Origin of the sequence: Streptomyces aidingensis, assembly GCF_900112355.1 — a bacterium.
GTDB lineage: Bacteria > Actinomycetota > Actinomycetes > Streptomycetales > Streptomycetaceae > Streptomyces > Streptomyces aidingensis.
On record NZ_FOLM01000002.1, the window covers coordinates 471,758 to 495,415 of the forward strand.

Annotated in this window: 22 protein-coding genes; 4 read left to right on the forward strand and 18 right to left on the reverse strand. The window is 73.7% G+C overall.

The genetic code is table 11. The annotated features are described in order from the left end of the window. Positions 1-124: 124 nt before the first annotated feature. From BM242_RS06645 to BM242_RS06675, 7 genes are all read right to left on the reverse strand, one after another. Positions 125-1,780 carry a DoxX family protein gene (locus tag BM242_RS06645; protein ID WP_245833868.1) on the reverse strand — a complete coding sequence of 552 codons (1,656 nt, stop codon included), beginning with the start codon at positions 1,778-1,780 and terminating at the stop codon, positions 125-127. Between the two features lie 236 nt (positions 1,781-2,016). Beyond that, positions 2,017-3,138 carry a L,D-transpeptidase family protein gene (locus BM242_RS06650; protein ID WP_093837708.1) on the reverse strand — a complete coding sequence of 374 codons (1,122 nt, stop codon included), beginning with the start codon at positions 3,136-3,138 and terminating at the stop codon, positions 2,017-2,019. A 254-nt stretch (positions 3,139-3,392) separates the two neighbouring features. Next, positions 3,393-4,340 carry a 23S rRNA (guanosine(2251)-2'-O)-methyltransferase RlmB gene (gene rlmB / locus BM242_RS06655; RefSeq protein ID WP_093837709.1) on the reverse strand — a complete coding sequence of 316 codons (948 nt, stop codon included), beginning with the start codon at positions 4,338-4,340 and terminating at the stop codon, positions 3,393-3,395. Positions 4,341-4,397: 57 nt separating this feature from the next. Then, the gene (cysS, locus tag BM242_RS06660; RefSeq protein ID WP_093837710.1) at positions 4,398-5,795 is read right to left on the reverse strand and encodes a cysteine--tRNA ligase; all 1,398 of its coding nucleotides are present in this window, start codon (positions 5,793-5,795) and stop codon (positions 4,398-4,400) included. A 96-nt stretch (positions 5,796-5,891) separates the two neighbouring features. Continuing rightward, positions 5,892-6,401 carry a 2-C-methyl-D-erythritol 2,4-cyclodiphosphate synthase gene (gene ispF, locus BM242_RS06665; RefSeq protein WP_093837711.1) on the reverse strand — a complete coding sequence of 170 codons (510 nt, stop codon included), beginning with the start codon at positions 6,399-6,401 and terminating at the stop codon, positions 5,892-5,894. Then, positions 6,391-7,179, reverse strand: coding sequence for a 2-C-methyl-D-erythritol 4-phosphate cytidylyltransferase (gene ispD, locus BM242_RS06670; protein ID WP_093837712.1), 789 nt, complete (start codon positions 7,177-7,179; stop codon positions 6,391-6,393). Before ispD ends, ispF begins: the two co-directional genes overlap by 11 nt. Positions 7,180-7,608: 429 nt before the next feature. After that, entirely contained in the window at positions 7,609-8,106 is a 498-nt protein-coding gene (locus tag BM242_RS06675; RefSeq protein WP_093837713.1) for a CarD family transcriptional regulator, read from the reverse strand. Positions 8,107-8,736: 630 nt separating this feature from the next. On the opposite strand from BM242_RS06675, the gene BM242_RS06685 reads away from it, so the two are divergent. Continuing rightward, on the forward strand, positions 8,737-9,435 hold the full coding sequence (locus tag BM242_RS06685; RefSeq protein ID WP_093837715.1) for a hypothetical protein: 699 nt from the start codon (positions 8,737-8,739) through the stop codon (positions 9,433-9,435). Positions 9,436-9,537: 102 nt separating this feature from the next. Here BM242_RS06685 and phoP read toward each other — a convergent pair whose 3' ends face one another. Both phoP and BM242_RS06695 read right to left on the reverse strand, forming a co-directional pair. Continuing rightward, positions 9,538-10,209, reverse strand: coding sequence for a two-component system response regulator PhoP (gene phoP / locus BM242_RS06690; protein WP_483883323.1), 672 nt, complete (start codon positions 10,207-10,209; stop codon positions 9,538-9,540). Between the two features lie 5 nt (positions 10,210-10,214). Continuing rightward, on the reverse strand, positions 10,215-11,708 hold the full coding sequence (locus BM242_RS06695) for a sensor histidine kinase (protein ID WP_245833869.1): 1,494 nt from the start codon (positions 11,706-11,708) through the stop codon (positions 10,215-10,217). Positions 11,709-11,957: 249 nt separating this feature from the next. Here BM242_RS06695 and phoU point away from each other — a divergent pair, with 249 nt between their 5' ends. Together phoU and BM242_RS06705 are read left to right on the forward strand one after the other, a co-directional pair. Next, on the forward strand, positions 11,958-12,671 hold the full coding sequence (gene phoU, locus BM242_RS06700) for a phosphate signaling complex protein PhoU (RefSeq protein ID WP_093837717.1): 714 nt from the start codon (positions 11,958-11,960) through the stop codon (positions 12,669-12,671). 619 nt (positions 12,672-13,290) lie between these two features. Then, on the forward strand, positions 13,291-14,637 hold the full coding sequence (locus BM242_RS06705; protein ID WP_093837718.1) for a sensor histidine kinase: 1,347 nt from the start codon (positions 13,291-13,293) through the stop codon (positions 14,635-14,637). 131 nt (positions 14,638-14,768) lie between these two features. Here BM242_RS06705 and BM242_RS06710 read toward each other — a convergent pair whose 3' ends face one another. After that, positions 14,769-15,533, reverse strand: a complete 765-nt coding sequence (locus BM242_RS06710; RefSeq protein WP_093837719.1) for a phosphoglyceromutase — start codon at positions 15,531-15,533, stop codon at positions 14,769-14,771. Between the two features lie 91 nt (positions 15,534-15,624). On the opposite strand from BM242_RS06710, the gene BM242_RS06715 reads away from it, so the two are divergent. Further along, on the forward strand, positions 15,625-16,131 hold the full coding sequence (locus tag BM242_RS06715; protein WP_093837720.1) for a nucleoside 2-deoxyribosyltransferase domain-containing protein: 507 nt from the start codon (positions 15,625-15,627) through the stop codon (positions 16,129-16,131). 62 nt (positions 16,132-16,193) lie between these two features. Here BM242_RS06715 and BM242_RS06720 read toward each other — a convergent pair whose 3' ends face one another. From BM242_RS06720 to BM242_RS06750, 8 genes are all read right to left on the reverse strand, one after another. Further along, entirely contained in the window at positions 16,194-16,463 is a 270-nt protein-coding gene (locus tag BM242_RS06720; protein WP_093837721.1) for a hypothetical protein, read from the reverse strand. 6 nt (positions 16,464-16,469) lie between these two features. Next, positions 16,470-16,625, reverse strand: coding sequence for a hypothetical protein (locus BM242_RS29245; protein ID WP_175541292.1), 156 nt, complete (start codon positions 16,623-16,625; stop codon positions 16,470-16,472). Between the two features lie 156 nt (positions 16,626-16,781). Further along, the gene (locus BM242_RS06725) at positions 16,782-18,728 is read right to left on the reverse strand and encodes a helix-turn-helix domain-containing protein (RefSeq protein ID WP_093837858.1); all 1,947 of its coding nucleotides are present in this window, start codon (positions 18,726-18,728) and stop codon (positions 16,782-16,784) included. Between the two features lie 11 nt (positions 18,729-18,739). Next, entirely contained in the window at positions 18,740-19,540 is an 801-nt protein-coding gene (locus BM242_RS06730) for a 3-hydroxybutyrate dehydrogenase (RefSeq protein ID WP_175541293.1), read from the reverse strand. After that, entirely contained in the window at positions 19,537-20,550 is a 1,014-nt protein-coding gene (locus BM242_RS06735; protein ID WP_093837722.1) for an alpha/beta hydrolase, read from the reverse strand. The genes BM242_RS06730 and BM242_RS06735 overlap by 4 nt, the downstream gene beginning before the upstream one ends. Further along, positions 20,547-21,803, reverse strand: a complete 1,257-nt coding sequence (locus BM242_RS06740) for a branched-chain amino acid ABC transporter permease (RefSeq protein WP_093837723.1) — start codon at positions 21,801-21,803, stop codon at positions 20,547-20,549. The genes BM242_RS06735 and BM242_RS06740 overlap by 4 nt, the downstream gene beginning before the upstream one ends. Next, the gene (locus BM242_RS06745; RefSeq protein WP_093837724.1) at positions 21,800-22,750 is read right to left on the reverse strand and encodes a branched-chain amino acid ABC transporter permease; all 951 of its coding nucleotides are present in this window, start codon (positions 22,748-22,750) and stop codon (positions 21,800-21,802) included. Before BM242_RS06745 ends, BM242_RS06740 begins: the two co-directional genes overlap by 4 nt. Next, positions 22,747-23,655, reverse strand: coding sequence for an ABC transporter ATP-binding protein (locus tag BM242_RS06750; protein ID WP_093837860.1), 909 nt, complete (start codon positions 23,653-23,655; stop codon positions 22,747-22,749). The genes BM242_RS06745 and BM242_RS06750 overlap by 4 nt, the downstream gene beginning before the upstream one ends. Positions 23,656-23,658 lie beyond the last annotated feature (3 nt).

The following is a 23,658-nucleotide window of genomic DNA, read 5'->3' on the forward strand; positions in this document are numbered from 1 at the left end:
GCAGCTGCCGGAGAGCCGGAGAAGGCCGGAGAAGGGATGTGCCCCGGTACGGAGTTTCCGTACCGGGGCACACCCCGTGAAGTCCGGCTCTCCGGCCGGGTGATCAGCCGCCGAGGATGCCGCCCTAACCGAGCAGCCCGCCGATCCGGCCGAGGCTGCCCTGATCACCCCCGTCACTCTCCGAGCTGCCGGATGTGCCGTCCCCGGCCTCCGGCGGCGACTCCGAGCCCGTGCCGCCGCCCGGCTCGGTGGTCTCACCGCCCGTCTCCTCCGGCCCGGCGCCGCTCTCCGCGGGCGACGCCTCGCCGCCTGCGGCGGCCGACTCCTCCGGCGAGGCCGGCACCGTCTGCTCGCCGCCCGGCAGACCGCCCGTCTCGGGGCTTGCGCTCTCCTCGGCGGCGCTCTCCTCGGCCTCGGGCGACGCCGTCTCGCCGCCGCCCGTCTCCTCCTCAGCCTGCCGGGAGGACTCCTCCGCCGGGCCGGCCCCGCCGTCCGGGCCGTCGCCGGGCGAGGCGCCGTCCGCCCCGGCGGTCCGGGAGGGCAGCGGTGAACCCTGACGGCTGTTGCGCGGCTGCTCCCCGTATGGATCGCGGCCGGTCTCGAACTCCTCGGTGGAGCGCACCGCCCCGCCCAGCACCGAGCCGAGCACCATGATCACCCCGATCAGCAGGGTGGCCAGCAGCGCGCCCCGGCGCAGCACCCGGCGGCGCAGTTCCGTCAGCGGGGCGCGCGGGCCCAGCGAGCGCCAGGCTTCCCCGGCGAGCCGCGCGTCCAGGGAGTAGACCGGCGCCCCGGCGATCACCAGCGGGCTCCAGGCCGCCAGCAGGATGATGTCCGGGGTGTCGTACGCCGGCCCGGCCTGCCAGCTCACCGTCATCAGCAGGGCGACGGAGAGCAGCGCGCCGAGCACCGCGGCCAGCCGCTGCCACAGCCCGGCGATGGTCAGCGCACCGACGATGATCTGGGTGAAGGCCACGGTCAGTCCGGCGCCGACCGGATGTGCCACGGCCCAGGAGTGCAGCGGCTGGGCCAGCGCCCAGGGCTCCAGGCCGGAGAGCCACTGCACCATGGAGCCGCGCTCGCCGCCGTCGAAGTAGACCGGATCGGTGAGCTTGCCCAGCCCGGCGCTGATCAGGAGGAAACCCAGCAGCAGGCGGAGCGGCAGCAGCACGATGCCGAGGTTGATCCGGCGGTCAGGGTAGAAGCGGCGGGCGGCCTCGGCGCGGGCGCCGGCCGGCCGGCCGCCCGGCCCTCCGACCTCCACCAGCGGGCCGCCGCCGTTCTCCGCGCCCTCGTAGGCGGGGGCGTAGGTGTCGGGGTGGCCGTCCCGCCCCGGGTGTGCGGGCGGGCCGCCGCCGGCGGGCCGCACCGGGGGCAGCACCACGGTGTCGGCGGTCCCGCCGCCGAAGGCGCGGCGGGGGGCGGCGGGCACGGGGGATTCGGTGGCGACGCGCTGCGGGGCCACGGCGGGCAGCAGTGCCGTCTCGGTGACCCGGGGAAGCACCTGGGTGGCCACCGCGTCCGGATGTCCGGCGGGCCCGGCGGGCGGCCGGGCCGCGGCCAGCAGCCTGGCGGCGGTGTCGCCCCGGCCGCTGAGCACCACCGCCCGCCGGCCGCCGCCGGGGACGCCGGCGGCGGGCACCCGGTGCGGTGCGGCCACGGGCACCGGGGACGGCACCGCGGACGGCTCCGGACCGGCGGCTCCCAGCTCGACCCGGAAACTGGCGTGGTTGACGATGATCTGCGCGGGATCACACGGCACCTTGACGGTGTTCAGCACCGCTTCCGCGTCGTAGAACCCGCTCCGGCTCCCGCCGGCGGAGGTGCGGCCCCCGGGGGACGGGCGGGGTGTTCGAGTCTCCACACTCGACTAACCGAGTGACCGGGTGTTTGGACACTGCCTGATCCGGAATTTGTGACGGCGCCCCGTCAACGCCGGGGAACGGCGACGCGGCCGGGGCGCGGGAGTGCTCCCGGCCCCGGCCGCGTCGCACGGCCCCCCTCAGCGTTCCCGGCTCACCAGTAGATGACCACCTTGTCGCCCTCGCGCACCTCGTCGAACAGCCACTCCAGCGAGTCGTAGTCGCGGACGTTGACGCAGCCGTAGGAGCCGCCGTTGTAGCCGTTCTGCCGGAAGTTCTCCGAGTAGTGCACCGCCTGGCCGCCGTCGAAGAACATGGCGAACGGCATCGGCGAGTCGTAGATCGTGGAGTGGTGGTCCCGGCTCTTCCAGTAGACCGTGAACTGGCCCTCGCGGGTCTCATAGCCCTCGGCGCCGAACCGCACGTCCAGGGTGAGCTGCACCTCGCCGTCGATCATCCACACGAGCTGGCTGGTGGTCTTGGAGATGCACAGCACCCGGCCGGTCATGCAGCGCTCGTCCAGGGTGGCGGTGTCCGCCTCGTCCGCCTCCGGCACCTCCACCGGCGGCCGGAGCTCGTCCTCGGTCGGGGTCTTGGTCTGCGACTTCAGCAGGTCCCAGGTGTCCTCGTAGACGGTGCCGGTCACCTCCAGCCCGGCCGCCTTCTGGTAGGACTTCACGGCGTCCGAGGTGACATTGCCGTAGTAGCCGGTCGGGTCCACGTCGAAGTGGCCGAGCTGCTTCAGCCGCGCCTGGAGCCCGCGCACCTGGTCGTTGTTGTCGCCGTACCCCATCACCTGCTTCTTGGGGAACAGCTCGTCCTGGGTCGGCTCGGTGGTCTCCGAGAGCAGCAGGTCCCAGGTGGACTGGTGGACGACGCCGGAGACCTCCAGCTCCGCCCTTGACTCCTGGTAGGCGGCGACCGCGCCGGTGGTCACCTCGCCGTAGAAGGCGGTGGGCTGGGCGGCGAAGTGCCCGGTCTGGGCCAGCCGCGCCTGGAGCTCGCGGATTTCCTCCGAGGTCTCGCCGGCCTGGTAGAGGACCGGGTCCGGTTCCTCGGTGGGCGAGGGTTCGGGCTCCGGCTCCTCCGCCTCCTCCGTGGGCTCCTCGCCCGCCGTCTCCTCCGGTGACGGGTCCGGCGTGGTCTCGTTGGCCACCGGCTTGGCGTCGGGCTCCTCGCCCGCCCCACCGGTGCCGCAGGCGGTGAGCAGCACGGTCGCCGCCGCCAGCGCGGCGAGGGACCGGCCCAGAGACCTGACTGTGTGCGCCGAGCGCATGGTTTTCCCCCCGGGAGTCGTGGTTCCGTGCTCTAAGAAGTGACCACCGGAACCCGCGTTGCGTTGCCCGGGTGCGGATAACGAAAAGCATACGTGTATGTCACCAGCATGTACGGACGCCAACTCACCGCTGCCCGCGGCCACTTGACGGCCCCGGCGGCCGGGTGGGCACCGGCCGCCCGATGCACGGCGGCATCGCCCGCGCCGGGCGCCGGCGCCCGGCGCTCCGGCGCGGCGGCGCGCGCGGCGCGGGCTCAGGGAAGGGTGCGCAGGCGGGCGGCTTCGTAGAGGACGACACCGGCGGCGACGCCCGCATTGAGCGACTCGGCCGTGCCGGGCATCGGAATCCGGGCCCGGATGTCGCACACCTCCGACACCAGCCGGGACAGCCCCTTGCCCTCGCTGCCCACCACCAGCACCACCGGGCCGTCCAGCACGCCGAGGCCGCCGATCGCGGCCTCGGCGTCCGCGGCCAGGCCGACCACCTGGAGCCCGGCCTTCTGGTAGTTCTGGAGCGCCCGGGTGAGGTTGGTGGCGCGGGCCACCGGGATGCGGGCGGCGGCGCCCGCCGAGGTCTTCCAGGCGCCCGCGGTCATCCCGGCCGAGCGGCGCTCGGGCACCACCACGCCGTGCCCGCCGAAGGCGGCCACCGAGCGCACCACGGCGCCCAGGTTGCGCGGGTCGGTGACCCCGTCCAGGGCCACGATCAGCGCGTCCTCGCCCGCGCCGGCCGCCACGTCCAGCAGGTCGTCGGGGTGGGCGTAGTCATAGGGCGGGATCTGGAGAACCAGGCCCTGGTGGTTCAGGCCGCCGGTCATCCGGTCCAGTTCGGGGCGGGGCGCCTCGGCCAGCCGGATGCCCCGGTGCCCGGCGGCCAGCGCCACCGCCTCCTTGACCCGCTCGTCGCTGTCGATGAACTGCTGTACATACAGCGCATTGGCCGGGACGCCCTCGCGCAGCGCCTCCAGCACCGGATTGCGCCCGACCACCAGTTCGGCGGTGGGCTTGGCGCGCCCGGGCCGGGCCTGGGAGCGGCGGGCCTTGGCCGCGGCGGCCCGCTGCTTGGCGTGGCCGGGGCGCAGTTCCGCGGGCGGGGTGGGCCCCTTGCCCTCCAGCCCGCGGCGGCGCTTGCCGCCGCTGCCGACGGTGGCGCCCTTCTTGTTGCTGGTACGCCGGTTGCGGCGCGGGCTGTTGCCAGGCATGCGGATCTCAGTCCTTCATCGGGTGGTGCGGCCAGCCCCTGCGGACCGGTGCTTCGGTCAGGAAAGCTCCCAGCGCGGGCCCTGCGGGGTGTCCTCGATGGTGAGGCCCGCGGCCTGGAGCCGGTCACGGATGGCGTCGGCGGTGCCGTAGTCCTTGCGCTGCCTGGCGGCCTGCCGCTGCTCCAGCAGGGCGGGCACCACGGCCCGCAGCACGCCGCGCATCTGCTCGCCGCGGCGGTCGGCGCCGGCCGCGGTCCACCGCTCGTCCAGCGGGTCCATGCCGAGCACCCCCAGCATGGCGCGGACCTGCGCGGCCAGCGCGGCGGCCGACTCCTTGTCGCCCTCCTCCAGCGCGGTGTTGCCCTGCCGCACGGTGGTGTGCACCACGGCCAGCGCCTGCGGCACGCCGAGGTCGTCGTCCATGGCGGCGGCGAATTCCGCGGGCACCGCCTCGGCCGGGGTGATCGTCCCGGCCTGCTCGGCGGCCCGGTGCAGGAAGCCCTCGATCCGGGTGACCGCGGTGTCCGCCTCGGCCAGTGACTCCTCGGCGTACTCGATGGTGGAGCGGTAGTGCGGGCCGCCCAGGTAGTAGCGCAGCACCAGCGGACGCCAGCGCTTGATCATCTCCAGCACCAGCACCGAGTTGCCGAGCGACTTGGACATCTTCTCGCCGGACATGGTCACCCAGGCGTTGTGCAGCCAGTAGCCGGCGAAGTCGTCGCCGTAGGCGCGGGACTGGGCGATCTCGTTCTCGTGGTGCGGGAAGACCAGGTCCACGCCGCCGCCGTGGATGTCGAAGGCCCGGCCCAGGTACTTGTGGGCCATGGCGGAGCACTCCAGGTGCCAGCCGGGCCGGCCCCGGCCCCAGGGCGTCTCCCAGGAGGGCTCGCCGGGCCGGGCCGCCTTCCACATGGCGAAGTCGCGGGGATCGCGCTTGCCGGTCTCGCCCTCGCCCTCGGGCTGGCGCAGCCCGTCGAGTTCCTGGCCGGAGAGGGCGAGATAGCCGGGGTAGGAGCGCACCGAGAAATAGACATTGCCGTCCGCGGCATAGGCGTGGCCGGAGCCGATCAGGCCGCGCATCATCTCGGTCATCTCCGGCACATGGCCGGTGGCGCGCGGCTCATAGGTCGGCGGCAGGCAGCCCAGCGCGGTGTAGGCGTCGTCGAACGCCCGCTCGTTGGCGTAGCCGATCGCCCACCAGGGCCGGTTCTGCTCGGCGGCCTTGGTGAGAATCTTGTCGTCGATGTCGGTGACGTTCCGGACGAAGGTCACGTCGAGGCCGCGGTGGGCCAGCCAGCGGCGCAGGATGTCGAAGTTCAGGCCGGACCGGATGTGCCCGATGTGCGGCGGTGCCTGCACCGTGGCGCCGCACAGGTAGATCGAGACACAGCCCGGGACGAGCGGGACGAAGTCACGGATCTTCCGGGCGGCGGTGTCGTACAGGCGAAGAGTCACGCGCCAAGAGTACCGAGTGGCGCCGCCGCCCCCGGCACACCGGCGGACGCCGGCGGGCGCAGCGGGCGGGCGCCGGGCGGGCGTGAGGCGGGGGCGTCAGGACGGCGGGAGCACCAGGGCGGTGGCGATGGCGGCCAGGCCCTCGCCGCGGCCGGTCAGCCCGAGACCGTCGGTGGTGGTGCCGGAGACGGCGACCGGTGCCCCGGCCGCCTCGGACAGCACCCGCTGGGCCTCGGCCCGCCGGCTGCCGATCTTCGGCCGGACACCGATCACCTGGATCGCGACATTGCCCGGGACAAAACCCTCGGCGCGCACGATGCGGGCCGCCTCGGCCAGCAGCCGCACTCCGGAGGCACCGGCCCATTCGGGGCGGCCGGTGCCGAAGTGGCGGCCCAGATCGCCCAGCCCGGCGGCGGAGAACAGCGCGTCGCAGGCGGCGTGCGCCGCCACATCGCCGTCCGAATGCCCGGCCAGCCCGTACTCGGCATCCGGCCAGAGCAGGCCGGCGCACCACAGCTCCCGGCCGCGCTCGAAGGCGTGCACATCGGTGCCGATGCCGACCAGCGGCAGCCGCGGCGGCACGGCGGGCGGGTGATCAGAAACCATCGGTGGCCCTCCGGCGGGCGAGTACGGCCTCGGCGAGGACCAGATCCAGCGGGCGGGTCACCTTGAACGCCTCCTCGTGGCCGGGCACCAGCACCACCGGGCGGCCGAGCCGTTCCACCATGCCGGCGCAGTCGGTGGCGCCCTCCCCCGCACCGGTGATCCGTTCGTGGGCCTCGGTCAGGGTGGCCCGGTCGAAGCCCTGCGGGGTCTGCACGGCGCGCAGCAGTGCCCGCTCGGGGGTGGCGGCCACCGGTTCCGGCGCGCCGGCCGGCCGGTGGGGGTCCTCGGCGATCTGTTTGACGGTGTCGGTCACCGGGAGCGCGGGGACCACGGCCGGCGCGCCGGCGCGCACCGCGGCCACCACGGCGTCCACCGTGTCCACCGGCACCAGCGGGCGCGCCGCGTCGTGCACCAGGACGACATCGACCTCGGGGGGCAGCGCTTGCAGCCCCAGACGCACGGATTCCTGCCGGGTGGCGCCGCCGGCGACCACGGCCAGCTCGGTGGCGCCGGGCAGCGGGAAGCCGTCCAGCATGGCCCGCACCGAGTCGGTGGCGTCGGGCGGCGCGACCACCACGACCAGGGCGACGGCACGGGACCTGGCCAGCGCGCGCACGGCGTGCACCAGCATCGGGGTGCCGCCGAGCTCGCGCAGCGCCTTGGGGGTGCCGGGGCCGAGGCGGACGCCCTTGCCGGCCGCGGGAACCACGGCGGCGGTCCGGCCGGCGGGCGGGCGGAGGGCTGGCTCAGCGGAGTCAACCGGTGACTGATCTGACATTGCTATCGGTATGCAGGTTTGTCGTCATGGCGGAGGTGGGTATGGCCTTGAGCGTGCCGGACGGGCTCGGTCGCCCCTTCCGTGACAAGTCGGCCGAGTTCGCGGCCTCCGGCACCTTTTCGCACGCCGTCATCTTCACCGGCACCGCGGAGCCGTCCGCAGAGCGACGCGGCGGCACGGGGACGCGGGGACGCGGGACGCAGGGACCGGCGGGCGCGGACCGGCCGGGCACAGGCGGAAAACCCTGTGACCTTTGCGGCGGCCCTTGCGGCGGGGAGCTTCGCGCTGCCGCGCGGATGTGCCGCAGCGCCCGTCCGGCATCCCGTGATCCCTTCGGGCGCTGCGGCACATCAACGGCCGACAGCCCTTCCGGCCGTTCCGGGGCGGCTCACGGCCCGGCCGGTGCGAAGCCGAATTGAAGAGAACTGATCAGGAGGCGAGTACCTCGTCGAGCAGCGTCTCGGCCTTGTCCTCGTTCGTGTTCTCGGCGAGCGCGAGTTCGCTCACCAGGATCTGACGGGCCTTGGCGAGCATGCGCTTCTCGCCGGCCGACAGCCCGCGTTCACGCTCCCGCCGCCAGAGATCGCGTACCACCTCGGCGACCTTGATGACATCGCCCGAGGCCAGCTTCTCAAGGTTTGCCTTGTAGCGACGGGACCAGTTGGTCGGCTCTTCGGCATACGGCGCCCGCAGCACCTCGAAGACCCGGTCCAGACCGTCTTGCCCGACCACATCGCGCACACCGACGAGCTCCGCGTTCTCCGCCGGTACACGCACCTCCAAGTCACCCTGAGCGACCTTCAGCACCAAGTATGTCTTGTCCACGCCTTTAATCTGGCGAGTTTCGATGGCCTGGATCAGCGCAGCCCCGTGATGGGGATAGACCACGGTGTCGCCAACCTTGAAGTCGCCAACCTTGATCGTCATGTGACAGGTACCCCTTCCGTGGCTATCCAGGGTAACACGGGATCGCCCCCTTCTGAATGGCGTTTTCGCAGGTCAGACCATATCTTGGGGGTTGACAACGGGGCGGAGGGCATACTCAGCGGGGTCTGCGCAAGTGGGTATCCGCAGGTGAGGGGCAGGATTCCGGCCGGTTGATTCACCTGGCGAACCATGGAAACAACTTCCTCCGCGACTCGATTCCTGTCTGTTTTGTCCTAGTTCGCAGAATCGTCTCGACACCCCTTCCCCTCCGTGTTCCCCCTCCTTGCCGCGCCGTCGCGGGAATTGCCGGGAACCCCATCCGGAAGCAGACCCGGAAGCGTGCCGGGAAGCGTGCCGGGAAGGACGTGGGGAAGCCCCGGGAAGTGGCGCGCGAGTTCCCGCCGCCGATGCGCAAGATCACCGGAACCCGGCCGTAACGTTCGCGCCGCTTTGCCATGGGCGGGCGGCGGGGAACCGCCCCATCCGGGGATTCCCCGCGCGGCCGTGCGGTGGGCCGGATGCGGCCGGTTCACCACGGGTGGGTACGCTGGCCTCGCCAAGAGATCAACCGCAGACCGGTGCGGGCTGCCGGCCCCGCCGTTGATGCTCGTCCTAGGAGATGCCGCAGCCGTGAGCCGCAGCCTTCGACGCGGTGCCCTTGCCGCGACCCTCGCGCTTTCGATCGCCCCGCTGGCCGCCTGCGGAGCCGGCTACGACAGCGGCACCGACAGCGTCCGGCCGGACAACGCATACGCCCGGACCGACGGCATCGAGGTGCAGAACGTCAATGTGGTGATCGGCGAGGCCGCCGACGGCCCGGCCTCGGTCACCGCCCGGATCTTCAACGACAGCGGAGCCGACCAGACCCTGGAAGCGATCCTGCTCGGCACGGAAGGCGGGCAGTTCGAACTGCTGCCGCCCGAGGGCGAGAGCGCGATCACCGTCCCGGCGGGCGGCTCGGTGATGCTGGGCGGCGAGGGCAACCCGGCCGCCTATGTGCCGGACGCCTCGGCCGCCGGTATTGCCGCGGGCAATGCGCAGAACCTGGTCTTCCTGATGAGCGAGAGCGGCGAGGCCGAACTCTTCGCCCGGGTGGTGCCGGCCACCGGCCCGTTCGCCTACTACGCGGACTGGGGGCCGACCGAGCCGCCGGCCGAGGAGACCGCGGAGGAGCAGGACCAGCAGCAGGAGACCGAACAGCAGGAGACCCAGGACACCGGCACCGCCGGGGAGGAGTCCGGGGAGGACACCGGCACCGGGGAAGACGGCGGGGCCGGGGAGGATGCCGCCGGGGAGGAGTCCGGGGACGACGGCACGGCCGACGAGTGACCGGCCGCCCCGGTGCGGCGCGCCGGTGCAGATGATCCGGATCCGTCACGGGCGGGCGGGCGGAGCCCTGCGGCTCCGCCCGCCCGCCCGTGACCGCATCGGTCAGGGCTCGAACTTGTAGCCCAGCCCCCGCACCGTCACCAGGTACCGCGGCGCGCCGGGGTCCGGCTCGATCTTGGCCCGCAGCCGCTTCACATGCACATCCAGGGTCTTGGTGTCGCCCACATAGTCGGCGCCCCAGACCCGGTCGATGAGCTGCATCCGGGTCAGCACCCGGCCCGCGTTGCGCAGCAGCATGGCCAGCAGGTCGAACTCCTTCAGCGGCAGATCGACCCGCCGCCCGGAGACCGTCACCACATGCCGGTCCACATCCATCCGCACCGGCCCGGCCTCCAGCGCGGTGGGGATGTCCTCCTCCGGCTCGCCGCGGCGGCGCAGCACCGCGCGGATCCGGGCGACCAGCTCCCGGGAGGAGAAGGGCTTGGTCACATAGTCGTCGGCTCCTATTTCCAGGCCGACGACCTTGTCGATCTCACTGTCCTTGGCGGTCACCATGATGACCGGCACATTGGAGCGGCTGCGCAGCTGGCGGCAGACCTCGGTGCCCGGCAGCCCGGGCAGCATCAGGTCGAGCAGTACCAGATCGGCGCCATTGCGCTCGAACTCATCAAGCCCCTCGGGTCCGGTGGCCGCGATGGCGACCTCGAAGCCCTCCTTGCGGAGCATGTACGACAGGGCGTCGCTGAACGACTCCTCGTCCTCGACGACGAGCACTCGAGTCACGGGAGGACCTCCGAGGCGGAATCACTGGTGTGGGTGGATGGGCCGGGACGGGTGCCCGGGGCACCCTCCCGGTTGCGGCCGACGCCATTGTGGCCGCCGGCGCCGCCGGCCGGGAGCTCCCCGCCGGTCGTGCCGGTGGTGCCGGCGGTGCTGCCGGCGGCCGTGCCGCCGCCCGCACCGGTCCGGTGGCCGTCCTCGGCGCCGGACCCGTCGTCGGGGTCGTCGTCGGCGGCGGTGACGGCCAGGTCGTTCTCCTCCGGCATGTCGGCCGGGGTGCGGAGCGCGCCGCTGACCCCGTTGCGGCCCTGCTGGGCCGCCCGGTGCCGGGCGCGCGCGCTGCCGGGCTCCGGCAGCCGCAGGGTGAAGGTGGAGCCCTGTCCCTCGGCGCTCCACACCTCCACCTCGCCGCCGTGCGAGGCGACGACGTGCTTGACGATGGCCAGCCCCAGGCCGGTGCCCCCGGTGGAACGGGAGCGGGCCGGGTCGACCCGGTAGAAACGCTCGAAGATGCGCGCCCGGTCGGACTCGGAGATGCCCACGCCCTGGTCGGTGACGGAGATCTCGATCCGGTCGCCGCCCTTGGCCGGGACCCGGGCGGCGGCGATGGCGACCTTGGTGTGCGCGGGGCTGTAGTTCACCGCGTTCTCCACCAGATTGCCCAGCGCCATGGCGAGCTGGCCCCGGTTGCCCCAGACGCTCAGCCCCGGGGTGCCGCCCACCACGATGGTGATCTCCTTGGCGGTGGCGGCCTGCCGGCAGCGGTCCTGGGCCTCGTGCACCAGATCGGCGACCGGGACCTCCTCGGCGTGGGTGAGCGGGTCGTTGTCCTGCACCCGGGAGAGCTGGATCAGCTCCTGGACCATCTTGGTGAGCCGGGCGGCCTCCACCTGCATCCGTCCGGCGAAACGGTTCACCGCGTCCGGATCGTCGGCCGCGTTGACCACGGCCTCGGCCAGCAGGGAGAGCGCCCCGGCCGGGGTCTTGAGCTCATGGCTGACATTGGCCACGAAGTCGCGGCGCACCGCGTCGATGCGGCGGACCTCGGTGAGGTCCTCCACCAGCAGCAGCACCAGCCGGGAGCCGAGCGGTGCGGAGCGCGCGGACACGGCCTGGTGGTCGCCGTTCCGGCCGGCCCGGCCGCGGCGCGGCAGGTCCAGCTCCTGCTGGCGGATCTCGCCGTCCCGGCGGGTCTCCCGGGCCATCCGCAGCATGGGCTCGACCGCGAGCCGGCCGCCCCGCACCAGGCCGAGGGCGTAGGCGGCGGAGCTGGCCTTGACCACGTTGTCGTACTGGTCCAGGACCACGGCCGAGGAGCGCAGCACGGAGAGCACGGTGTCGACGCCGGGCGGCAGCACCGGTTCGGCCGGCGGGGTGGTACGAAGGGGACGCGTCCGCTCGCGCTCGCTGATACGGAATGCCAGCATGGCAAAGACACCGGTGCAGAGCCCGGCGATCGCCGCCACTGCGGCAACGGCCGCGTTCACGTCCATAGCCCCAGGTTAGGCAGGTCGTACGGGGACTCCCCAGAGGTAGGGGCAGATGCTCGTCCGCCCGCCGGGAAAAGTTCACCTTCGAGCCAGTGACGCTTCACCTTCCGGGTTGGCATCCGACGTCTTCGCCACCCACCGTGACCTGGCCGGACGTGAGAGGGTAGGCGCCAGAACGGCCGGTGCCGGCGGGGGCTCGTGCCCCGGCTCGGCCCCTTTTGCGTCGCCTTGTGCGGAGGAGAGGTACATCGGATGCGTGACGCGTTTCATGAGGAGCTGGACGCAATCAGCGACAGCCTGGTGGAGATGGCGCGATTTGTGGGCTCCGCGATGGGGCGCGCCACCACGGCCATGCTGGACGCCGATCTGAAGCTCGCGGAAAGCGTGATCGAGGCGGACGCCAAGGTCGACGACATGCAGCGGGACCTTGAGGAATCGGCGATAGCGCTGCTCGCCCGGCAGCAGCCGGTCGCCACCGATCTGCGGATCGTGGTGACCTCCCTGCGGATGAGCGCCGACCTGGAGCGCTGCGGCGACCTGGCCCAGCATGTGGCCAAGGTGGCCCGGCTGCGCTTCCCGCAGTCGGCGGTGCCCCGGGATCTCCAGGCGACGATACTTTCCATGGGCCAGCTCGCGCAGCGGCTGATGGCCAAGGCCGCCGAGGTGCTGATCACCAAGGACGTCGAGCTGGCCATGCAGCTCGAACGCGACGACGACGAGATGGACGAGCTGCACCGCACCCTCTTCCGCCATCTGCTGGACGAGCGCTGGCGGCACGGTGTGGAGACGGCGGTGGACGTCACCCTGCTGGGCCGCTACTACGAACGGTTCGCGGACCATGCGGTGTCGATCGCGCGGCGCGTGGTCTACCTGGTGACCGGCGAGTACGCGGACGAGTTCCAGCCGGAGAGCGGGCCGGAGACCCCGGCGGCGTCCGGCGAGACGGCTGCCGGTTCGGCCGGCTGAGCCCGGGGCGGGGGGCGCGACCGGGCGGACGGCGCACTGCCGGAAGGCTCCCCCGGCAGCCGAGTGCTTCCGCGCGCCCTCCATGCGCGGGAGCGCCATGGCCTGCCCTTCCGGTCCAATACCGGGTGGAGACATCCGCGTGGAGGATCTACCCACCCGCAGGAGGGACCATGGCTCAGTCCTCGGCTCATTCGTCCGCTCTCGAAGCCTCCTCCCCGGCCCGCATCCCCGATCTCGCGGAGGGACGGCGTCCGCTGCCGCTCCGCGGGTCCTGCGGCTGCGGCTCCGGATGCGGCTGCGGCTGCCAGTCCGGCAGCGGCTGCCAGTGCGGCGGCTCGTGCCGCTGACCGGCGATCGTTGATCGCCGGCCGGTACCCGGTGAGCCGGTGAGCCGGTGAGCCCGCCTTTCCGGAGACCGGTTCCGGGGCGGCGGGAGACAGACCGGCCGGCACAGGCGCCGCGGGTACCACGGGTGCACGGCGAGGGGTCCTGCCCGGTTCGACGGGGCAGGACCCCGGCTCATGCCCGGCTCATGCCTGCTCGTGCCTGTTCGTGCCTGCTCGTGCCGTTCCCCGGCCGCGGTGCCACGCCGCGGGTGACTTGTGCCTACGCTCTGACCATGACCGAACCGCCCGCCGGCGACCGCCCCGGCCGCCCCGAGCACGGTGACCCGCCCCGGCGGTGGACACTCCCGGGTGAGTTGCTGGCCGAGGTCTCCGGCGGCCCGGTGCGGCGCAGCGTCCGCGACTGGGCGGTGGACGTCCTGCTCTTCGGCTGGGCGCTGATGTGGTGGGCGCTCATCGGCTTTGTCGACACCTCGGGCCCGGCCGACCCCGCCTTCCCACCCGACTGGGTGCGGGCGGTGGACGTTCCGCTGGGCCTGCTGAGCTGTCTGGCGCTGTGGCTGCGGCGCCGCTACCCGATGGGCCTGGCGATCGCCTTTCTGCCGGTGAGCGCGGTGGCGGACACCATCTTCGGCTCACTGATGGTGGTGCTGCTCAATCTGGCGCTGCGGGTGCCGTGGCGGCCCGCGCTGGTGATGCTCGGCCTGTATCTGCTGGCCGCGGTGCCGTACATGGTGCTGCACGCGCTGCCGCAGGAGGGCCCGCTGGTGGTGGGCTTTGTCGTCGCCTACTACCTGGCGTTCTTCGCCTGGGGGGTGGCGATCCGGGCCCGGCGGCAGGAGGTGCTGCGGCTGCGGGAGGACGCGGCCCGGGCGCGGGCCGACCATGCCCGGCGGCTGGCCGAGACCCGGCGGCGGGAGCGGGAGGCGATCGCCCGGGAGATGCACGATGTGCTGGCGCACCGCATCTCGCTGCTGTCGGTGCACGCGGGCGCGCTGGCGTACCGGCTGCGCCGTACCGCCGAGGAGGACGCGCCGCCGCCCGCCCCGGCGGAGATCGCCGCCAGCGCCCAGACCATCCGGGACACCGCGCACCAGGCGCTGGAGGAGCTGCGGGAGGTGCTGACCGTGCTGCGCGGCGGGCCCGCCGCCGCGACCGCGGGGATGGCACCGGCCGGGCCGGGGCATGCCCCGCCGCCGGCGCCGGTCACCCCGCTGCCGACCATCGCCGAGGTGGCCGGGCTGGTGGCCGAGGCGGAGGCGGCCGGGCAGCGGGTGCGGTTCCTGGACAGCACGGACGCGGAGGCGGCACAGGCCCTGCGCAGCCCCGTGCAGCGCACCGTCTACCGGGTGGTGCAGGAGGGGCTGACCAATGCCCGCAAGCATGCGCCGGGCCAGCCGGTCACCGTGGAACTCGGCGGCGCGCCCGGCCGGGGCCTGACCATCGTGCTGCGCAACCCGCTGGGCAGCGGGGCCTCGCCGGGGCCGGAGCCGGTGATCCCGGGCACCGGCTCCGGGCTGACCGGGCTGAGCGAGCGGACCGCGCTGGAGGGCGGCACCCTGGAGCACGGCTGCGCCGACGGCACCTTCCATCTCACCGCCCACCTGCCGTGGCCCGGCTGAGCCGGCCCGGGCCGGAATGACGGTGCCGCGCGGACAGCGGCGGTGACGGAGCCCTCCGGCCTCGGCGACGGTGGCGGGGCAGAGGGCTCGCGACGGCTCGGCCGCGGACCGCGTCCGGGGCCGGCTGCTTCTTACTTCTTGGCCTTGCCCTGGTTCTTCACGGCCTCGATCGCGGCCTTGGCGGCCTCCGGGTCCAGGTAGGTGCCGCCCGGGGTGGCGGGGTTGAAGTCGCCGTCCAGTTCGTACAGCAGCGGGATACCGGTGGGGATGTTCAGGCCGACGATCTCGCTGTCGGAGATGCCGTCCAGATGCTTGACCAGGGCACGCAGGCTGTTGCCGTGCGCGGCGACCAGCACCGTGCGGCCGGTGAGCAGGTCGGGCACGATGCCGTCGTACCAGTAGGGCAGCATCCGGGCGACGACATCCTTGAGGCACTCGGTGCGCGGGCGGAGCTCACCGGGAATGGTGGCGTAGCGGGGGTCGTCGCTCTGCGACCACTCGGCGCCGTCCTCCAGCGCCGGCGGCGGGGTGTCGTAGGAGCGGCGCCACTTCATGAACTGTTCCTCGCCGAACTCGGCGAGGGTCGCCGCCTTGTCCTTGCCCTGGAGCGCGCCGTAGTGACGCTCGTTCAGCCGCCAGGTGCGGTGGACCGGGATCCACAGCCGGTCGGCGGCCTCCAGGGCCAGATTGGCGGTGCGGATGGCGCGCTTCTGCAGGGAGGTGTGCAGCACGTCGGGCAGCAGACCGGCCTCCCGGAGCAGTTCGCCGCCCCGGGTCGCCTCCTTCTCGCCCTTCTCCGTGAGGTTGACGTCCACCCAGCCGGTGAACAGATTCTTGGCGTTCCATTCGCTCTCGCCGTGGCGGAGCAGGATCAGCTTGTACGGTGCGTCGGCCATGTTCCGAGGCTAAACGAACCCCGGCGGGCCGCTGTCCCCGGCCCGGCTGCCGGACACCCCGCCGGGCCGGCGACCGGCTAGGGTGCCACCCATGAGCGCACCCGACGGCGGGGGAATCAGCGTGGTGTGGGCCCGGGAGCCGGTTCCGGCCGGGCCGCACAGTGTGTTCCTGGCCGGACCGACACCGCGGGGCAACCAGGTGCCGTCCTGGCGGCCGGCCGCCATCGAGGCCCTGGCGGCGGCCTGGGACGGCCCGGAGGCGCTGACCGTGCTGGCGCCGGAATCCCCGGGCGGCTTCCACGAGCGGGACTACGAGGACCAGTTCCGCTGGGAGACCGAGGCCCGGGCGGCGGCGGGCACGATCCTGTTCTGGATCCCCCGGTGCGTGGACACCCTGCCGGGCTTCACCACCAATGTGGAGTTCGGCCTGGACGTGACGACCGGCCGGGCCGTGCTGGGCTGTCCGCCGGACTGCCCGAGCCCGGAACGGAACCGCTACCTCGTCCTCCTCGCCCGCCACCACGGCGTCCCCGTCCTGGAGACCCTCCCCGACACCGTCACCGCCGCCCTGACCCTGCTGCGCACCCGGCAGTCCTGAGCCGCGGCCGGAGCGGTGTCACCGGTCGAATCGGCGCGCCGTGGTTCCGCTCCACCGCGGCATCACGGCGTACGGGTCCGATACGGGGCGAGGTAGCGTTCGGCGGTCGTGTCCAGGTCTTCCGCCGAGACCAGCGGGTGAAGATCGGCGTCCAGCCTGGCGATGATTTCGCGTGCCTCCACGATGGGCATGCCCACGGCTTCACGCAGCACATAGATGACCATGATCGCCTTGAAATCGACGGCCTCGGAGTCGCGCAGCGTGGCGAGAATTTCGGTGAAGGGACCGCCCTGGGCGATGATTCTCCGGACTTCCTCGATGACCTCTTCCACGTAACCTCAGCTTCCCCGCGAGAAAATCACTTCGGCATTCGTGTGCTGCCCAGGAGGGCCGTCGGCCCTGGTGACGTTGACATCGGTCAGGCCGAACTTCGCATTCATCCGGCCCGTGAACGTCGCCGCGGCGGCTTCCGGCTGCGTCCGGCGCTCGTTCAACAGCCCATTGAAGTCCGAAGCACGCCCCATGTCCCCTGCCCCCGTTTGCACTTACGGTCGCAACTGCCTGTAGGGGACCGTTATGGCCGCCACCGATGCGGGCAACACCCCTCCGGAGCCGTGGATACGGGAGCGCCGCGCAGCGGCTGAGGGCTGTCAGGGGCCGGCGGGGTGGGAGAGGTGATGGAGGCGGAGGGCGAGCTGGATTTCCAGCACGCGGTCGGGGGACTGCCAGTCGGTGCCCAGCAGGCGGGCTATCCGGTCCAGGCGCTGGGTGACGGTGTTGACGTGGATGTGCAGGGCGTCCTTGGCGCGGGCCGCGCTCATGCCGCTGGCGAAGTACGCCTCCAGGGTGGCGGCCAGCTCGGTGCCGCGGCGGGCGTCGTAGTCCAGCAGCGGGCCGATGGTGCGGCGGACGAAGCCGTCGATGTCCCGGCTGTCGGAGAGCAGCAGGCCGAGGAAGCCGAGGTCGCGGGCTGCCGCGCCCTGCCCGGTCCGGCCCAGCAGGCGGAGGGTGTCCAGGCAGCGGCGGGCCTCGGTCCAGGCGGCCGCGACCTGTGCCGGTTCGTCCAGCGGGGCGGCCACCGGCTCGGCGGCGCCGACCGTGACCGGCAGGCCGACGGCGGCGCCGAGCTGCGCCGCCACCTGGGCGGCGAGCCGGGAGGCGGTCTGACCGGGGACGGCCGGGAGCAGCAGCACGGTGCGGCCGTCCCGGGAGGTGGCCAGGCCGTGCCGGGTGACGGCCAGATGGGAGGCGGCGGACCACAGCCGCCGGCGTCCGCCGCCCTCGCTGCCGGCCGGGCCGCCGGCCGCGTCGTCGTGCTCGGCCCGGGCGGCCAGCACCAGGTGCGGCAGGTCGAGCTCGGCGCGCAGCCGGGCGGCCCGTTCGCGCAGCAGCCGGGGATCGCGGTCGGGGGTGTCCAGCAGGTCGTCGAGCAGTTCGCCGCGCACCCGCTGCTCCGCCTCGCCGGCGGTGCGGCGGGCGAGCAGCAGCAGCGAGGTGACCATGGCGGCGCGTTCCAGGGTGCGGCAGTCGACCGGGTCGAGGTCGGGGCGGCCGTGCAGCAGCAGGGCGCCGAGGGTTTCTCCGCCGGCGGTGACCGCGGCGGTCCAGATGCCGTCGTCGAGCACCGCCCGGCCGGCCGGCCCGCCGCCCCGGCCGGGCCGGGGCGATGCCGATTCCTCGATGAACTCGACTTTCCCGCCGAGGATTTCGGAGACCGCCGAGGTGACATCGGCCACCCCGCCGCCGTGCAGCACGATCGCGGTCAGCCGGTCGTGGATGCCGGCGGCCCGCTCGATCACCCGGCTGCGGTCCCGGATGATGCCGTTGGCCGACTCCAGCTCGGCCAGTGCGGCGCGGGTCTCCTCCAGCAGGCGGGCGGTGTCGATGGCGATGGCGGCGTGCGCGGCGAAGGAGGCGAGCAGCGAGATCTGCTCCCGGTCGAACACCCGGGAGCGGCGGTCGGCGGCATAGAGCACACCGATCACCTCGCGGCCCAGCAGCAGCGGCACCCCGAGGATGGCCACCAGGCCCTCCTCGCGCACCCCGCCGTCGATGGACCGGGTGTGGCGGAAACGCTCGTCCGCCATGTAGTCGGCGGTGACATAGGGGCGGGCGGTCTGCGCCACCAGGCCGCCGAGCCCCTCCCCCATGCCCAGCCGCAGCTGCTGGAACCGGGCGGAGACCGAGCCCTCGGTGACCCGCATATAGGTGTCGCCGCGCTCGGGGTCGGTGAGGGTCATGTACGCCACTTCGGTGCCGAGCAGGGAGCGGGCGCGCTGGACGATGGCGCGCAGCACCGAGTCCAGGTCGCGCAGGCCGGAGATGTCCCGGGCGGTCTCGAACAGCGCGGTCAGCTCGGCCTCCCGGCGGCGGCGCCCCTCCAGCTCGGCCCGCACCCGCAGGGCCAGCGCCCGGGCCCGCGCGGCCCCGGCGCCGGCGGGCGTCCGTTCCTGGTACGCCTCGGCGGGTGCGTCGGCCGCCAGCAGCTCCAGGAAGTGCAGGGCCGCCGCCTCGGCGGCGGGCGCGCCGGGCGCGCCGGGGGCAGCGGGTGCCGGGCCGTCCGGGGCGGTGGCGGGCGGGTCGGGGCTGGGGTTCATGGCGCTCATGGTCAGTGTGCGGTCCAGCCTCCGTCCAGGGGGAGTGAGATGCCGGTGATGCCGGCCGCCTCCGGCGCGCAGAGATAACCCACGGCGGCGGCCACCTCGGCGGGCTCGATCAGCTCCTTGCGCGCCGAGTCCGTCAGCATGATGTCGCTGATCACCCGCGCCTCGGGGATGCCGTGCACCGCCGCCTGGTCGGCGATCTGCCGCTCCACCAGGGGGGTGCGGACATAGGCGGGGCAGACGCAGTTGGAGGTCACCCCGTGGGCGGCGCCCTCCAGCGCGGCCACCTTGGACAGCCCTTCCAGCCCGTGCTTGGCCGCCACATAGGCGGCCTTGTAGGGCGAGGCGCGCAGCCCGTGGACGGAGGAGATGTTGACGATCCGGCCCCAGCCCTGGCCGTACATGTGCGGCAGGGCGCCGCGGATCAGCCGGAAGGGGGCGTGCAGCATCAGCCGCAGGATGCGTTCGAAGCCGTCGGGCGGGAACTCCTCCAGGGGCCGGACGAGCTGCACCCCGGCGTTGTTGACCAGGATGTCGGCGCCGGCCCCGGCGGCGACGCGTTCGGCGGCGTCGAGGTCGGTGAGGTCCAGGACCTCGGTCTCGGCGGTGATCTCGGCGGCGAGCGAGTCGAGGCCCTCGGCGTTCACGTCCACCGCGCGGACCTTGGCGCCGGCGGCGGCCAGATGGCGGGCGCAGGCCCGGCCGATGCCGCTGGCCGCGCCGGTGACCAGTGCCGTCCGGCCGGAGAGATCGGGCATGCCGGCGGGCCGGCCGGTGGCGTCGGTGCTGGTGATGGTGGTGGTCATGCGTGGTCCCCGGCCTGGTCGGTGGTCGGCTGGTGGCTGGGCGGCTGGTGGCTGGGCGGCTGGTGGCTGGGCGCCGGGCGGTGGCCTGCCGCGGGTGGCGTGCGGGAGGCGAGGGAGGCGAGCGCCTCGGCCGTCGCCCCGGTGGCCGCCGGGGTGAGCAGAATGGAGTAGTGGTTGGTGTCCGGCACCGGGCGGGCCGGCACCGGGCAGGCCGCCAGCCGCCCGGCGTCGTAGAGCGCCTGCGGTTCGTCCAGCAGGCCGCGCTCGGCGTAGAGCAGGGTGGCCGGGACGGTCAGCCGGGCCGCCGCGCCCAGGGTTTCCGGGTCGGTCAGCACATCGGAGCCGTCGGCCCGGACGGCCTCCAGCACGCAGCCGCTGCGCAGCGCGGGCGGGCTGCCGGTCAGGTCGCGGTCGACGTAGCACTGGACGTCCGGCCCCCAGTGCCGGGCCAGGGCGGGATGGTTCCGGAAGAAGGCGCGGTAGGCGTCCCGGTCGGGGAAGGTCATGGCGAGCCGCCGCATGGCGGGGCCGATGACGGCCTCCAGCAGGGCGTCGATATCGGTGCCCGCGGGGGCGGGGAAGCCGATCCCGCCGTCCACCAGCACCACCCGGGGGAACCGGCCGGGGTGGCGGGCGGCGGCCAGCGCCGCCACGAAGCCGCCCATGGAATGCCCGATCAGCGGCGCGGACGGCAGCCCGAGGTGGTCCAGCAGCGCCAGCAGATCGCCGGCATGGGCGGCCAGCCCGTACGGCCCGGGCAGTGCCCGGCTGCCGGCCCGGCCGCGCAGATCCGGTGCGTAGACATCGTGCCCGGCGGCGGTGAGGGTGCGGGCCAGGGCGGTCAGCGCAAGACCGTTGGCGGTGATGCCGTGCAGTGCGATCACCGGCCCGGCGGCGGCGGCCGTGGGAGCCGTGGTGGTGGCGGGCCAGTGGGTCACGGCCAGGTCGCCGCCGGCCACCGGGACCCGCAGTTCACAGCCGGCCGGTACCGGCTCGGGGCGGCCCGTCATGCGGATGCTCCTTCCGCTGCGTCGCGGCCGGGGGTGCGGCGGCGCGGGCGCAGGGCGCGCCCGGCCTGGGTGAGACCGCCGGGGAAGAGGTAGACGGCGGCGACGAAGAGAATGCCGAGCACGACCAGGGGCTCGGAGAGCGGAGCGGAGAGCCATTCCGGCAGCCCGGCCACCGCGTCCGATACGCCCAGGGCGCCGAGCCGGTGATCCAGATAGACGAAGAGGATGCCGCCGACGACCGGCCCCCAGCGGGTGCCGGCGCCGCCCAGCACCACCATCACCAGCAGGGTGAGGGTGAAGTCGGCGGTGCTGGCCTCGGGGGTGACCCCGCCGGTGACCACCAGATACACCGTGCCGCCCAGCAGGGCGAGCGCGGAGGCCAGCACGAAGGCCCCGAGCTTGTGACGGAACGGATCGCGGCCCAGGACGGAGACCCGCTGCTCGTTGTCCCGCACGGCCTGCCAGACCTTGCCGGTCGGGGAGGCCGCCGCCGTCCAGGCCACGGCCGCGGTCAGCACCAGATAGCCCAGCGCCAGCCAGTAGACGTTGACCGTGTTGGCGACGCCGATGAACGCCTGGGGCACCGCGTCCGCGCGCAGCGGGAGCCCTTCCTCGCCGCCGGTCAGGCCGCCGGGGTTGCGCTGCACCCAGATGGAACCGGCCTGGGCGAAGGCCAGGGTGACCATGGCGAAGCCGATACCGCCCAGAGCCAGGCTGCGCAGTGAGACCGCGCCCAGCAGGCAGGCGGCGGCGCTGCCCGCGGCCAGGGTGAGCAGGGCGGCCGGGACCAGGGTCAGGCCCAGTTCGGACATGGCGAGCTGGGTGCCGTAGGCGCCGCCCGCGATATAGAGGGCGTGGCCGAAGGAGAGCAGCCCGGTGCGGCCGAACAGCAGGTCGTAGCTGACCGCCAGCCCGGCGAAGACCAGGCAGAGGGCGAACAACTGGAGCGATCCGGCGGAGTTGACCGGTCCGTCCAGCAGCACGGGGATGTCCAGCGCCGAGTACGGCAGGGTGAGCAGAAGCAGCAGCACGGCGGCCGTGCCCAGCCGGGAACGGTGGGCGCGCAGCCGCTGCGGCAGGCCGCGCCGGACGCCCCCGCCCGGGGCCGGCGCGGGGCCGGGCGGCGCTCCGCCGGCCGGTCCGGGGGACGGCGTCACCGCGGCGGCGGGGGCCGGCCCGGCGGCCGATGCGGATGTGGATGCGGATGTGGATGTGGATGCGGAGGCGCCCGAGGGGGCGGTGCGGGGGTTCATGCCTGGCCTCCTGCGGTCGGGACGGGGGTGCTGCCGGCGGTGGGCCGGGGCACGGGCAGCAGTTCGCGCAGCCGGTGCAGCACGGAGCGGCGGCCGGGCGCGGGCCGGGCCAGCACCACGGCGGCCAGCACGATCACCACGGCGAAGTCTCCGAAGCCGCCCGCCACGTAGTAGTTGGCGTACTGCTGGACCAGCCCCACGGTGACGGCGGCCAGCGCCACCCCGGTGATGGACTCCAGCCCGCCGATGATCACCACCACAAAGGCGAAGATCAGCAGCCCGGTGCCCTGATGCGGGGAGAGGGAGCCGAAGTAGAGCCCGGCCAGCACCCCGGCCAGCCCGGCCAGTGCCCCGCCGAGGGCGAAGACCAGCGTGAAGGCCCGGGTGACGTCGATCCCCAGGGCGGTGACCATGGCGCGGTCCTCCACCCCGGCGCGGACGATCAGCCCGTAGCGGGTGCGGGAGAGGAACAGCCGCACGCCGGTGAGCACCAGCACCGCGGCGGCGATCAGCACCAGCCGGCTGACCGGCACCTGGGCGCCGAGCACCCCGACCGTGCCGGACAGCGAATCGGGCACCGGGAACGGCCGGGAGTCGGCGCCGGCATACGCCTGGACCAGGGCCGGTACGGTCAGCGACAGCCCGACCGTGACCAGGATCTGCTCCTTGGGCCGCCCGTACAGGCGGCGGATCAGCACCCGTTCGACCACCACGGCCAGCGCGAGCCCGGTGAGGGTGCCGGTGATCAGGGCCAGCAGCAGTCCGCTGATCCCGCCGACCGCGGTGGCGGTCTGCCAGGCGGCATAGGCGGCGACGGTGAGAAACGCGCCGTGCGCGAAGTTCAGCACGTCCATCAGGCCGAAGATCAGGGCCAGGCCGGAGGCGATGAGGAAGTACAGCGCGCCCAGGCCGAGCCCGGTGAGGGTGAGCAGGACGAGAGTGCTCATCGCGCCGCTCCTTTCGTGGTCTCCGTGGCCTGTGTGGCATCCGTGGCGCCCCGGCTGCCCCGGGTGGCTTCTCCGGTACTTTCTGTGACCGCACTTTCGGCGGATTCGGTTGCCCGGCCGGGCGGACGAGTTCCGCCGGGGGCCCGGCCCACGCCGAGCAGGGTGGTGGTGCGGGCCCGGTCGGCCAGCAGCCCGGCGGCCGGTCCGCTGTGCACCGCCCGGCCCGCCTCCAGCACCACCGCGTGCCCGGCCAGCTTCCGGATGACCGCCAGGTTCTGCTCCACCAGCAGCATCGGCACCCGCTCCGCGGCCCGCGCCAGCACCTCGGCGACCTCGGTGACCACCCGGGGCGCCAGGCCCTTGGTCGGCTCGTCCACGATGATCAGCCGGTTGTCGTTGAGCAGGCAGCGGGCGATGGCGACCATCTGCTGCTGTCCGCCGGACAGGGTTCCGGCCGCCTGCGCACCTCTGGCCTTGAGCTCGGGGAACAGCTCGTGGACCAGGTCGTAGGCGGGCCGGCCGCCGCCCGCCCGTTCGGCCAGGGCCAGGTTCTCGGCCACGGTGAGCCGGGCGAAGATGCCGCGGTCCTCCGGCGCGTAGCCGATGCCGCGCCGCACGGTGCGGTGGGTGGGCTCGTGGGTGATGTCCGTCCAGCCGTCGCCGCCGGCCCAGCGCACGGTGCCGCCGGTGATCCGCCCCTCCTCCGGCAGCAGCCCCAGCACGGCCCGCACGGTGGTGGTCTTGCCCACGCCGTTGCGGCCCATCAGCGCGGTCACCCCGGTGGCGGGGACGGTGAAGGTGACGCCCTGGAGAATGCGGGAGCCGGCGATGTCCACCCGCAGATCCCGGACGTCCAGAATGCTCGGGCCGGGCGGGCCGGGCGGGCCGGGCGGGCCGGGCGGCATGTC

What these genes read in the sequence shown, in the direction of transcription:
- BM242_RS06710 (WP_093837719.1), bottom strand. Translation starts at nt 15,533, where the DNA reads ATGGCCGACGCACCGTACAAGCTGATCCTGCTCCGCCACGGCGAGAGC.
- BM242_RS06750 (WP_093837860.1), bottom strand. Translation starts at nt 23,655, where the DNA reads ATGCCGCCCGGCCCGCCCGGCCCGCCCGGCCCGCCCGGCCCGAGCATT.
- BM242_RS06730 (WP_175541293.1), bottom strand. Translation starts at nt 19,540, where the DNA reads ATGACCACCACCATCACCAGCACCGACGCCACCGGCCGGCCCGCCGGC.
- ispF (WP_093837711.1), bottom strand. Translation starts at nt 6,401, where the DNA reads ATGGTTTCTGATCACCCGCCCGCCGTGCCGCCGCGGCTGCCGCTGGTC.
- ispD (WP_093837712.1), bottom strand. Translation starts at nt 7,179, where the DNA reads ATGTCAGATCAGTCACCGGTTGACTCCGCTGAGCCAGCCCTCCGCCCG.
- phoU (WP_093837717.1), top strand. Translation starts at nt 11,958, where the DNA reads ATGCGTGACGCGTTTCATGAGGAGCTGGACGCAATCAGCGACAGCCTG.
- BM242_RS06735 (WP_093837722.1), bottom strand. Translation starts at nt 20,550, where the DNA reads ATGACGGGCCGCCCCGAGCCGGTACCGGCCGGCTGTGAACTGCGGGTC.
- BM242_RS06695 (WP_245833869.1), bottom strand. Translation starts at nt 11,708, where the DNA reads ATGGACGTGAACGCGGCCGTTGCCGCAGTGGCGGCGATCGCCGGGCTC.
- BM242_RS06650 (WP_093837708.1), bottom strand. Translation starts at nt 3,138, where the DNA reads ATGCGCTCGGCGCACACAGTCAGGTCTCTGGGCCGGTCCCTCGCCGCG.
- BM242_RS06705 (WP_093837718.1), top strand. Translation starts at nt 13,291, where the DNA reads ATGACCGAACCGCCCGCCGGCGACCGCCCCGGCCGCCCCGAGCACGGT.
- BM242_RS06715 (WP_093837720.1), top strand. Translation starts at nt 15,625, where the DNA reads ATGAGCGCACCCGACGGCGGGGGAATCAGCGTGGTGTGGGCCCGGGAG.
- BM242_RS06740 (WP_093837723.1), bottom strand. Translation starts at nt 21,803, where the DNA reads ATGAACCCCCGCACCGCCCCCTCGGGCGCCTCCGCATCCACATCCACA.
- BM242_RS06745 (WP_093837724.1), bottom strand. Translation starts at nt 22,750, where the DNA reads ATGAGCACTCTCGTCCTGCTCACCCTCACCGGGCTCGGCCTGGGCGCG.
- BM242_RS06675 (WP_093837713.1), bottom strand. Translation starts at nt 8,106, where the DNA reads ATGACGATCAAGGTTGGCGACTTCAAGGTTGGCGACACCGTGGTCTAT.
- BM242_RS06725 (WP_093837858.1), bottom strand. Translation starts at nt 18,728, where the DNA reads ATGAACCCCAGCCCCGACCCGCCCGCCACCGCCCCGGACGGCCCGGCA.
- rlmB (WP_093837709.1), bottom strand. Translation starts at nt 4,340, where the DNA reads ATGCCTGGCAACAGCCCGCGCCGCAACCGGCGTACCAGCAACAAGAAG.